The sequence below is a fragment of the Pseudomonas sp. FP1740 genome (assembly GCF_030687165.1).
Lineage (GTDB): Bacteria > Pseudomonadota > Gammaproteobacteria > Pseudomonadales > Pseudomonadaceae > Aquipseudomonas.
In genome coordinates, this window is sequence record NZ_CP117461.1 from 3085448 (window position 1) to 3097787 (window position 12340).

A 12340-nucleotide genomic window follows, 5' to 3' on the forward strand; every position below is an offset into this window, starting at 1 on the left:
GATCAAAAGATCGCAGCCTTCGGCAGCTCCTACGCACCTGTGGGCGCCGCGATCTTTTGCTGTTAAAAGGACCTGACAATCCGCCCCAACGTCTCCATCGCCTTCTCCGAATCCTCGGTCCACGGGCTGCCGTAATTCAACCGAATACAATTCCTGAACCGCTGGGTCGGTGAAAAAATCGGCCCCGGTGCAATGCTGATCCCCTGCGCTAATGCCATCTGGAACAACTTCAACGAATCCATCTGCGGTGGCAGTTCCAGCCACAGGAAGTAACCGCCGGCCGGTTGACTGACGCGGGTCTGGGCCGGGAAGTAGCGGGCGATGGCGGCGAGCATCGCACTTTGCTGTTCTTCCAGGGCGTAACGCAGTTTGCGCAGGTGCCGGTCGTAGCCGCCGTGTTGCAGGTAATCGGCGATGGCGGCCTGGGCGGGCATCGAAGCGCACAGCGAGGTCATGAGTTTCAGCCGTTCGATTTTCTGCGCATAGCGCCCGGCGGCGACCCAGCCGATGCGGTAGCCGGGGGCCAGGCTCTTGGCGAACGAACCGCAATGCATCACCAGCCCTTCGGTGTCGAACGCCTTGGCCGGTTTCGGCGCCTGTTGGCCGTAATAGAGCTCGGCGTAAACGTCATCCTCGATCAGCGGCACCTGATGGCTGCGCAACAACTCCACCAGTTCCTGTTTCTTCGCCTCGGGCATGGTCGCGCCCATGGGGTTCTGGAAACTGGTCATGCACCAGCACGCCTTGATCGGGTGCCGTTCCAGGGTCTGGGCGAGTACGCCGAGGTCGATGCCGTCTCGCGGGTGGACGGGGATTTCCACGGCTTTGAGCTTCAGCCGTTCCAGCACTTGCAGGCTGGCGTAAAAGGCCGGGGCTTCGATGGCCACCAGATCGCCAGGCTCGGTGACGGCTTGCAGGCACAGGTTCAGCGCTTCCAGCGCACCGTTGGTGATCAGCAGTTCCTCCATCGGCAGCATCAGCCCGCCGACCATGTAGCGCAGGGCGATTTGCCGACGCAGTTGCGGGTTGCCCGGCGACATGTCGGTGACCACCATGCGCGGGTCCATCTCCCGGGAAGCACTGGCCAGCGAGCGGGACAAGCGCTGCAGCGGGAACAGCGTGGGGCTGGGGAAGGCCGAGCCGAAGGGCACGGTGGTGGGGTCCTTGATCGAGTCCAGTACAGAGAACACCAGTTCGCTGACGTCGACTTCGGTGGACTCGTTGACCTGGCTGCTGATCACCGGCTCCGAGAACGGGCTTGGTGCATGCGCATTGACGAAGTAGCCGGAACGCGGTCGCGCGCGGATCAGGCCGCGACGTTCGAGCAGGTAATAGGCCTGGAACACCGTGGACGGGCTGACGCCGTAGGTCTGGCTGGCGTAGCGCACCGACGGCACCCGATGGCCGGGGCCAAGAACGCCGGAGCGGATCAGTTCAGCGATGTCGTCGGCGAATTTTTCGTAGCGTTTCATCGAGTGCCCGGTTAGTGAATTGTGCATTTTGTGGCGAGGGGGCTTGTCGGAACGCCGCATCGCCCCGTTCGGCTGCGCAGCAGTCGTAAAACCAGACTGCTCGATATATCTGAATAATGTAGGGGGCAGCTTCGCGACCCAACGGGGGCAAGCCCCCTCGCCACAGGACAAAGGATTGCATCTTAAAGGCTCAACGGTTCATCGGTGCAACAAACCGGCTCTTGGCCACGCTATAGATGTCCGGCTCATCGCTGTCGACAATCTTGAAGCTGATCGTCTGCGAGCTGCTGCTCGGCCGTTCCGTGATCATCGCCACCGACACCGGCACATCGACAATCTCCCCGGCGGCCAGGCTCAGTTCGGTCTTGCCTTGCAACTGGAAGCCGTCGCCATCGACCAGCGTCAGACGGTAATCCTGACGTTGCTGGGTCTTGTTGATGACCTTCAGGCTGTAGATGTTTTCGATCTGGCCTTCACTGTTCTCGCGGAACAGGCCACGGTCCTTGCTCACGTCCAGCGACACCATCGGCCGTTCCACCAAGGCCAGGGCGAGGGCGCCGATCATCACCAGCAGCACCGCGGTGTAACCGATCAGACGCGGGCGCAGCAGGTGGGTCTTGCCACCCTGCAATTGATGCTCCGAGGTGTAGCTGATCAGCCCACGGGCGTAGCCCATTTTGTCCATGATCGAATCGCAGGCGTCGATGCATGCGGCGCAACCGATGCATTCCATTTGCAAACCATCGCGGATGTCGATGCCGGTCGGGCAAACCTGGACGCACACCTGACAGTCGATGCAATCACCCAGGCCGACCTCGGCGGGGTTCACTTCACGTTTGCGCGGGCCACGGTTTTCGCCGCGAGCCACGTCGTAGGAAATGGTCAGGGTGTCCTTGTCGAACATCACGCTTTGGAACCGTGCGTATGGACACATGTGCATGCACACGGCTTCACGTAGCCAGCCAGCGTTGATGTAAGTGGCACCGGTGAAAAACAGCACCCAGAACAGGCTGACACCGCCGATTTGCAAGGTCAGCAGCTCTTCGGCCAGGGGCCGGATCGGTGTGAAGTAGCCGACAAAGGTCAGGCCGGTGAGCAGGCTGATCGCCAGCCACAAGGTGTGTTTGGCCGAGCGGCGGAGCAGTTTATTCAGGCCCCAGGGCGCGGCTTGCAGCTTGATCCGCTGGTTGCGCTCGCCTTCGGTGATCTTCTCGCACCACATGAAGATCCAGGTCCAGGAGCTCTGCGGGCAGGTGTAACCGCACCAGACCCGGCCTGCGAACACGGTGATCGCAAACAGACCGAAGGCGGCGATGATCAGCAGCGCCGACAGCAGGATGAAATCCTGGGGCCAGAAGGTCGCGCCGAAGATGTGGAATTTGCTTTCGGACAGGTCCCAGAGCACTGCCTGGCGGCCGCCCCAGTTCAGCCACACCGTGCCGAAGAACAGCAGAAACAGAAACCCCGCGCCGCTTATGCGCAGGGTGCGGAACAGGCCGGTGAAGCTGCGGGTGTGGATCAGGTTGTCGCTGGACTTGGCCTTCATCTTTGGACGCGAAGGCTCATTGTTTTTTATAAATGAGGCAGGTTCAACGGTTCGGACGGGGATTCTATCGCTCATGGTCTTTCGCTCATCAGCCTCCATCAGGCCTGAGCACTATGACCAGCGATCTGTTTGCATAACAGACTCAGCTAACGCAATAAAAAGCGGATCAGATGGATTGTCCACACCCGCCTGCGACAACTTGATGCACCCGCAAGGGCGGGCTGCAAGTACCTATGTCAGGCGCTGGCGGGGTGTGTTGATGCGGGTCAGTCAAATCACCGAATCACTGTTCGTGGCCTTCAAATGCCGGCGACCGTCCACGGCGCCTGCTACGGTCAATGCGTCGGCTTCTGCTTCGGTGATGTAGAAGCGCTGGCCGTCGAGGTCCACTGCCGACATGGATTTTTCCTCGTCGGTGATGATGGTGACATCGGGGCAAAGACGAATTTCTTCGCCGTTTTCGGTGATTAAGAAGCAGGTCTGGTTTTCGATGCGCACGGTCATGGAGCAATCCTTTTTCTGCGGGTTCTTAAGGGTTAGGGCGCATTCGCCGGTCATCGTTCTGCGCAACCGATTAATGGTGGGTGGGGTCCATCGTCTAGAGGGGGCCGTTTTTCCGTTCAAATGATAAGGAATGCACCATGGACGCCTGGTGGCACGAGGTTTGGGTGACGCTGCAAGCGGAATTCGCCGATGTCGGCGACGCCTCGCAATTGACGCGCATTACCGTGCGATTGCTGATGGCCGCCTTGCTGGGCGGCCTTCTCGGTTTCGAGCGTGAGCAAAAGGGCAAGGCTGCCGGGGTTCGTACTCATATGCTAGTCGCGTTGGGCGCGGCGCTGTTTGTGTTGGTGCCGCAGATGTCGGGGGCTCAGGCCGATGCCATGAGCCGGGTGGTACAGGGCGTAATCGCCGGCATCGGATTTCTCGGCGCCGGGACTATCCTGAAGAACACCGATGGCAATGAGGGCCACGTCAAAGGCCTGACCACCGCCGCCGGGTTGTGGATGACAGCCGCCATCGGCGTTTCGGCCGGGCTGGGCCGCGAGGCGACGGCGGTGCTCAGTACGTTGCTGGCGTTGGTGATCCTCGCCGTGATGCCGGTCATCGTGCGTCAGCTGGAAAAAGATCGAAACCCGTAGGGGTGCGCTCACGGATTCACAATCACTGGTGATCGCGGAGTCTGCGGTTCCTCGCGGGGCGGCGGGGTGGCTCCGGGCGGCTCTTGCTCGGGTACCGGGCCTGGCTCGGTGGGCGGGATTGTCGGCTCATCAATGTTCGGATCGGGTGTCTCGGCCGGGATTGGAATGCTCATGGATAAGGCTCCAGTGGCAGATGGCGTGAGTCGTGCTTAAGTTGGTTGACCCGTGCCCGGGGGATTGATTCCTCGAAGGACCTGGCAAATCCCTCTGAACTTTGCCGGCGCCTGTGGCTCGGAACTTATGTGAGTTCATGCCGGTGCGTTCATATCGGGGCAGACTGCTTCGTGTGAATGATGACCGGGCACAAGAGCGTCCTTGGGGCGTAAAGGAGAGATGCTCGATGACTGCAGAGAAACCCACAGAATTGAGCTACAACCCGCATATACCGCTGTCCCAGGCATTGTTGCTGCCGCGGATCGTAATTGAAAACACCATGCCGACCCTCGATGGCGGGCAATTTGCCGTTAAAGCCGTGGTCGATCAGGACGTGGTGGTGACCAGCAAAGTGTTTGCCGACGGTCATGACAAACTGGCCGTGCGCATCCGTTGGCGTGCCGAAGGCGACGACACCTGGCAGAGCGAGGTGATGGCCGAGTTGGGCAATAACGGCTGGCAGGGCCAGTTCCGTGTCAAGAAGCAGGGCCGCTATGCGTTCTGTATCGAAGCCTGGATCGATCAGTACGCCAGTTTTTGTTATGAACTGAAAAAAAAGCACGGGGCCTGCATGTCGGTCAGCCTGGAATTGCAGGAAGGGCGCATGCACGTCAAGCAGGCAGCGGAACGCAGTGAAGGCCTCCTCAGCGAGCAGCTGGCGGCGTTGCACCATGAGTTGTCCGGTCTGCTCGAAACCGAGCAGGTTGCCTTGTTTCTGCACCAGCGCAGCGCAGACTTGATGGCCCAGGCCGATCATCGTCCCTTCCTCAGTCTGAGTCCTGAATACCCGGTGGACGTGGAGCGGGAGTTGGCGCAGTTCGCCAGTTGGTATGAATTGTTTCCGCGCTCGATCACCGATGACCCTGCCCGCCACGGCACTTTCAATGACGTGCACACACGGCTGGCGATGATCCAGGACATGGGCTTCGACGTGCTGTACTTCACGCCGATCCACCCGATCGGCCGCAGCTATCGCAAAGGCCCGAACAACTCATTGACCGCCGGCCCCGACGACCCGGGCAGTCCTTACGCCATCGGCAGCGAAGAAGGCGGGCATGAGGCGATTCACTCGGAACTGGGCAGCCGCGAAGACTTTCGCCGGCTCGTCGCGGCGGCTGCCGAACATGGGCTGGAAGTGGCCCTCGACTTTGCGATTCAGTGTTCCCAGGATCACCCGTGGCTCAAAGAGCATCCGGGCTGGTTCAACTGGCGCCCGGACGGCACGATCAAATACGCCGAGAACCCGCCGAAGAAATATCAGGACATCGTCAACGTCGATTTCTATGCCGTGGACGCGATTCCCAGCCTGTGGGTTGAATTGCGCGACATCGTGGTGGGCTGGGTCGAAGAGGGTGTGAAGCTGTTCCGCGTTGATAACCCGCACACCAAACCGCTGCCGTTCTGGCAGTGGCTGATCGCCGATGTGCGGGCGCTGTACCCCGAGGTGATTTTTCTGGCGGAAGCCTTTACCACGCCGGCGATGATGGCGCGCCTGGGCAAGGTCGGTTACTCCCAGAGCTACACCTATTTCACCTGGCGCAACACCAAGACCGAGCTGGCGACTTATTTCACCGAACTCAACGAATCGCCGTGGCGTGAATGCTACCGGCCGAATTTTTTCGTCAATACGCCGGACATCAACCCGGCGTTCCTGCATGAATCCGGGCGCGCGGGTTTTCTGATCCGGGCCGCGCTGGCGACCATGGGCTCCGGCCTGTGGGGCATGTATTCGGGTTTTGAACTGTGTGAAGCGGCACCGGTGCCGGGCAAGGAGGAGTACCTCAATTCCGAGAAGTACGAGATCCGCCCCCGGGACTTCACCGCGCCGGGCAACATCATTGCCGAAATCGCTCAGCTCAACCGCATCCGCCGGCAGAACCCGGCGCTGCAGACCCATCTGGGCCTGAAGGTCTACAACGCCTGGAACGACAACATTCTGTATTTCGGCAAGCGCAGTGAGGATGGCAGCAATTTCATTCTGGTGGCCGTCAGCCTCGATCCGCATAACGCCCAGGAAGCGAATTTTGAATTGCCATTGTGGGAAATGGGCTTGCCCGACGATGCCAGCACCCAGGGCGAAGACTTGATGAACGGCCATCGCTGGACCTGGCACGGCAAGTACCAGTTCATGCGGATCGAACCGTGGCATCTGCCGTTCGGGATTTGGCGGATCACCGCAGGATCATGATCGTTCCCACGCTCTGCGTGGGAACGCCGCCCAGGACGCTCTGCGTCCCGCCGCTGTGACGCAGAGCGTCACTGGATGCATGCCCACGCAGAGCGTGGGAACGATCGCGGCCAAGGCGTTCTCTAGTCTCAACAGGAGTTACAAATGGCGAAGAAACCCAGGTCAGCCACCTTTATCAAGGATCCGCTCTGGTACAAGGATGCAGTGATCTATCAGGTTCACGTTAAGTCTTTTTTCGACTCCAACAATGACGGGATCGGCGACTTTCCCGGCCTTATCGCCAAACTCGATTACATTGCCGATCTGGGTGTCAACACCATCTGGCTATTGCCGTTCTATCCTTCGCCGCGACGCGACGATGGCTACGACATCGCCGAGTACCGTGGCGTGCACCCCGACTACGGCACCCTGGCCGATGCCAAACGCTTCATTTCCGAAGCCCATAAACGCGGTCTGCGGGTGATCACCGAACTGGTCATCAACCACACTTCGGACCAGCACGCCTGGTTCCAGCGTGCGCGCAAGGCCAAACCCGGCTCGGCGGCCCGGGACTTCTATGTCTGGTCCGATAACGATCAGAAATACGACGGCACCCGCATCATCTTTCTCGACACCGAAAAGTCCAACTGGACTTGGGACCCGGTAGCCGGTCAGTACTTCTGGCACCGTTTCTATTCCCACCAGCCGGACCTCAACTTCGACAACCCGCAAGTCATGAAAGCCGTGCTGTCGGTGATGCGCTACTGGCTCGACATGGGCATCGACGGCCTGCGGCTGGATGCGATCCCGTACCTGATCGAACGCGACGGTACCAACAACGAAAACCTTCCCGAGACCCACGACGTCCTCAAGCAGATTCGTGCCGAGATCGACGCCAATTACCCCGATCGCATGCTGCTGGCCGAGGCCAATCAGTGGCCGGAAGATACACAGCTGTACTTCGGCAATACCGACGCCAGCGGCCAGAACGGCGACGAATGCCACATGGCGTTTCACTTCCCGTTAATGCCGCGCATGTACATGGCGCTGGCCCAGGAAGATCGTTTCCCGATTACCGACATTCTGCGCCAGACCCCGGAAATCCCCAGCAACTGCCAGTGGGCGATTTTTTTGCGCAACCACGATGAACTGACCCTGGAAATGGTCACCGACAGGGAGCGCGATTACCTGTGGAATTACTACGCGGCCGACCGTCGGGCGCGGATCAACCTGGGGATTCGCCGGCGTCTGGCGCCATTGATGGAGCGCGATCGTCGTCGTGTGGAACTGCTCAACAGCCTGTTGCTGTCGATGCCCGGCACGCCGACCCTGTATTACGGCGATGAAATCGGCATGGGCGACAACATCTACCTCGGCGATCGCGACGGTGTGCGCACGCCGATGCAGTGGTCGATCGACCGTAACGGCGGTTTCTCCCGCGCCGACCCGGCCAGCCTGGTATTGCCGCCGATCATGGACCCGCAATACGGCTACCTGTCGGTCAACGTCGAAACCCAGGCCGGTGACCCTCATTCGTTATTGAACTGGAACCGGCGCATGCTCGCGGTGCGCAAGCAGTCCAAGGCTTTCGGTCGCGGGACGCTGAAGATGCTCTCGCCGAGCAATCGCCGGATCCTGGCTTACACCCGTGAATTCACCGGCGCGGACGGCAAGCACGAGATCATACTGTGCGTGGCCAACGTGTCCCGCAGCGCGCAAGCGGCGGAGCTGGATCTGTCGGCTTATGTCGGCATGGTTCCGGTGGAGATGCTCGGCGGCAACGCGTTCCCGCCCATCGGTCAGTTGAATTTCCTGCTGACGCTGGCGCCTTACGGGTTCTACTGGTTCGGCCTGGCGGCGGAAAATCAGATGCCGAGTTGGCATGTGGAACCGGCGCAAAGCCTGCCGGACTTCACCACCCTGGTGCTGAAGAATCGCATGGAAGAGCTGCTTGAAGCACCGTCCCGCGCCACGCTGGAGCAGGCCATTCTGCCGAGCTGGCTGCAGAATCGCCGCTGGTATGCCGGTAAGGACGGCACCATCGACAGCGTCAACCTCGCCTACGGCGTGCGCTTCGGCGACCCGCAGCATCCGGTGCTGTTGAGTGAAATCGACGTCACCAGCGCTGGCCAGACCAGCCGCTATCAGTTGCCATTCGGCTTTATTTCCGAGGAGCAGGTTGGCGCGGCCTTGCCCCAGCAATTGGCGCTGGCCAGGGTTCGGCGCGGTCGGCAGGTCGGCCTGATCACCGACGCCTTCAGCCTCGACAGCTTTGTTCATGCAGTGTTGCAGGGCATGCAGGCCAGTACGGTGTTGCCCTCGGACGGTGGCGAGATCCGTTTCGAGCCTACTGATGAATTGACCAAATTGGGGCTGAGCGCCGAGTCGCAGGTGCGTTACCTGTCCGCCGAGCAATCCAACAGTTCTGTGGTGATCGGCGCCAGCCTGGTGCTGAAGCTGATCCGCAAGGTCGCGTCTGGGGTGCATCCGGAACTGGAAATGAGCGCGTACCTGACCCACGCCGGTTTCAAAAATATTTCGCCGCTGTTGGGGGCGGTGATTCGTCGCGATGCGGCGGGCGAGGACACGCTGTTGATGATCGCCCAAGGCTATCTGAGCAATCAGGGCGATGCGTGGGAATGGACCCAGAACAACCTCGAACGGGCGCTTCGTGACGAGCTCGCCGATGCCGTGTCCGAGCAGGAACAGCACTACAACGCCCTCGGCGAGTTGAAGGATTTTGCCAGCATGCTCGGCCAGCGCCTGGGGGAAATGCATCAGGTGCTGGCGACCCCGAGCGTCAACCCGGACTTTGCCCCACAAATCATGAGCCAGAAAGATGCCCTGGCTTCGGCCAAGGACGTGGCGGCGCAGCTGGAGCATGCACTAAAGCTGCTCAAGCAACATCAAACCGAACTGAGCGCGACGGACCAGACATTGGTCAGCCGCTTGCTGGACAACAAGAAAGCCATCCTCGGACATACCCAGGAGCTGGGCAAAAAGGCCGCTGGCGGCTTGCGTATCCGCGTCCATGGCGACTTGCACCTGGGGCAAGTGCTGGTGATCAAGGGTGATGCTTATCTGATCGATTTTGAGGGTGAACCCGCGCGGCCGCTGCATGAGCGCCGTGGCAAACACAGCCCCTATAAAGACGTCAGCGGGGTGTTGCGCTCCTTCGATTATGCCGCGGCGATGGCGATCAACGTGCACAACGTCGATAACACGGCGGATGCTCGGGCGGCGCGTCAAAGGGTCGCCGAGCGTTATTTAAGAGAGGCGCGACAATCATTTGTCGACGCTTATCGGCTGGCGGCAGCTAGTCTTGCTCATGCATGGCAAGATCCTGAAGGCGAGGATGCTGCGCTGGCGTTGTTCGGTCTGGAGAAGGCGGCTTACGAAGTGGCCTATGAGGCTGAAAACCGCCCCACTTGGCTACCGGTGCCGTTGCACGGTTTATATGGATTATTGAGTGGGCTTAAACCCTTTTCCGATCTTGGTGGAGAGTAGTCATGAGTTTCTCGAACAAGGAACAGGGGCACGTTAAAGAGGCGCTGCTGCCCAAGGCGCGGGATATCGACGCATTGGTACGCGCCGAACATCAGGATCCCTTTGCAATTCTCGGCCCGCACGGCGATGGCGCCGGCGGGCAATTCATTCGGGCCTATCTGCCGGACGCCTTGAGCGTTCAGGTGGTGGACAAGGCGTCCGGGGAAGAACTCGGCAGCCTTGAGACGACCCAGACTCCGGGACTGTTCGTCGGGCACTTCGAGCAGGCCCGGCCCTATTTATTGCGAACCCGTTGGGCCGGCGGAGAACAACTCGCCGAGGATCCTTACAGCTTTGGTCCGTTACTTGGCGAGATGGATTTGTACCTGTTCGCCGAGGGCAATCACCGGGATCTGAGCAGTTGCCTCGGTGCGCAACTGAAGACAGTCGATGGCGTGGATGGCGTGCGTTTCGCCGTGTGGGCACCGAATGCCAGAAGGGTCTCGGTGGTCGGTGATTTCAACGTCTGGGACGGTCGTCGGCATCCGATGCGCCTACGGCACCCTTCAGGTGTCTGGGAGTTGTTCATTCCGCGCCTGCAAGCGGGGGAGGCCTACAAATACGAAATCCTCGGCGCCCACGGCATTCTGCCGCTCAAGGCCGACCCGATGGCCCTGGCCACCGCGCTGCCGCCGGACACCGCATCAAAAGTCGCCTCGCCGCTGAAAGTCGACTGGCAGGACCAGGACTGGATGCAGTCCCGCAGCGAGCGTCAGCGAACCAGCGCACCGCTGTCGATCTACGAGTTGCACGCCGGTTCCTGGCAATGCGAGCTGGATGACCTGGGCGAAGTCGCCCGTCAGTACACCTGGCCCGAACTGGCCGAGCGGCTGATTCCGTACGTCAAAGAGCTGGGTTTCACCCATATCGAACTGATGCCGATCATGGAACATCCGTTCGGTGGCTCCTGGGGTTATCAACTGCTGTCGCAATTCGCCCCGAGCGCCCGTTACGGCTCGCCGGATGACTTCGCTGCTTTCATCAACGCCTGCCACCAGGCCGAAATCGGCGTGATCCTCGATTGGGTGCCGGCGCATTTCCCCACCGACACCCATGGCCTGGCGCAATTCGACGGCACGGCGTTGTACGAATACGGCAACCCGATGGAGGGTTTTCACCAGGACTGGGACACGCTGATCTACAACCTGGGCCGCACCGAGGTGCACGGCTACATGCTGGCGTCGGCGCTGCACTGGCTCAAGCATTTCCATGTCGATGGACTGCGGGTCGACGCAGTGGCGTCGATGCTGTATCGCGATTACTCGCGCAAGGCCGGCGAGTGGGTGCCCAACCGTCACGGCGGTCGGGAAAACCTGGAAGCCATCGATTTCCTGCGTCATCTCAACGACGTAGTGGCGCTGGAAGCACCGGGCGCACTGGTGATTGCCGAGGAATCCACGGCGTGGCCGGGTGTCAGCCAGAGCACGCAACAGGGCGGGCTGGGTTTTGCCTATAAGTGGAACATGGGCTGGATGCACGATTCGCTGCATTACATTCAGCAGGATCCGGTGTACCGCGCCCATCATCACAATGAACTGAGTTTCGGCCTGGTGTATGCCTGGTCCGAGCGTTTCATCCTGCCGATTTCCCACGATGAAGTGGTGCACGGCAAGCATTCGCTGATCGACAAGATGCCTGGCGATCGCTGGCAGAAATTTGCCAACCTGCGGGCTTACCTGAGCTTCATGTGGACCCATCCCGGCAAGAAGCTGTTGTTCATGGGCTGCGAATTCGGCCAGTGGCGCGAATGGAATCACGATCAGCAACTGGACTGGTATCTGCTGCAATACCCGGAACACCAGGGGGTGCGCAAGCTGGTCGGCGACTTGAATCGGTTGTATCGCGAAGAGCCGGCCCTGCACGATCAGGACGATGTCCCGCAAGGCTTCCAGTGGTTGATCGGCGACGACGCGATCAACAGCGTCTACGCCTGGCTGCGCTGGAGCAAGGAGGGCAGGCCGGTGTTGGTGGTGGCCAACTTCACCCCGGTGCCGCGTCAGTCTTACCGCGTCGGCGTGCCGTTTGCCGGGCGCTGGGTCGAGTTGATCAACAGCGACGCCGACACCTATGCCGGGTCCAATTACGGTAACGGTGGCGGGGTGTTCACCGAGGAAGAACCGAGCCATGGGCAGGCACTTTCCCTGGTGTTGAATTTGCCGCCGTTGGCGGTGTTGATCCTGCGACCGGAGGGTTAGGATCTTGATCCTCCTGAATTGATCGTTCCCACGCTCCGCGTGGGAATGCCTCGATGGAC

7 protein-coding genes are annotated in these 12340 nt (G+C 60.5%); 4 read left to right on the plus strand and 3 right to left on the minus strand.

Annotation, left to right across the window (positions count from 1 at the left end):
- Positions 1-62: 62 nt before the first annotated feature.
- From mapR to PSH69_RS14040, 3 genes are all read right to left on the minus strand, one after another.
- Complete coding sequence (mapR, locus tag PSH69_RS14030) at positions 63-1472, minus strand: GntR family transcriptional regulator MpaR (protein ID WP_018926134.1); 1410 nt, start codon at positions 1470-1472, stop codon at positions 63-65.
- Positions 1473-1662: 190 nt separating this feature from the next.
- Positions 1663-3093: a cytochrome c oxidase accessory protein CcoG gene (gene ccoG, locus PSH69_RS14035; protein ID WP_305412568.1), complete on the minus strand. Its 1431-nt coding sequence runs from the start codon at positions 3091-3093 to the stop codon at positions 1663-1665.
- A gap of 195 nt (positions 3094-3288) precedes the next feature.
- Positions 3289-3522: a DUF3203 family protein gene (locus PSH69_RS14040; RefSeq protein WP_305412569.1), complete on the minus strand. Its 234-nt coding sequence runs from the start codon at positions 3520-3522 to the stop codon at positions 3289-3291.
- A gap of 137 nt (positions 3523-3659) precedes the next feature.
- On the opposite strand from PSH69_RS14040, the gene PSH69_RS14045 reads away from it, so the two are divergent.
- From PSH69_RS14045 to glgB, 4 genes are all read left to right on the plus strand, one after another.
- Positions 3660-4160, plus strand: coding sequence for an MgtC/SapB family protein (locus tag PSH69_RS14045; RefSeq protein WP_305412570.1), 501 nt, complete (start codon positions 3660-3662; stop codon positions 4158-4160).
- Between the two features lie 400 nt (positions 4161-4560).
- Positions 4561-6561 carry an alpha-1,4-glucan--maltose-1-phosphate maltosyltransferase gene (locus tag PSH69_RS14050; protein ID WP_305412571.1) on the plus strand — a complete coding sequence of 667 codons (2001 nt, stop codon included), beginning with the start codon at positions 4561-4563 and terminating at the stop codon, positions 6559-6561.
- A 144-nt stretch (positions 6562-6705) separates the two neighbouring features.
- On the plus strand, positions 6706-10047 hold the full coding sequence (gene treS / locus PSH69_RS14055; RefSeq protein ID WP_305412572.1) for a maltose alpha-D-glucosyltransferase: 3342 nt from the start codon (positions 6706-6708) through the stop codon (positions 10045-10047).
- A 2-nt stretch (positions 10048-10049) separates the two neighbouring features.
- A complete protein-coding gene (gene glgB, locus PSH69_RS14060; protein WP_305412574.1) occupies positions 10050-12281 on the plus strand; it encodes a 1,4-alpha-glucan branching protein GlgB in 2232 nt (743 codons plus the stop codon).
- Positions 12282-12340 lie beyond the last annotated feature (59 nt).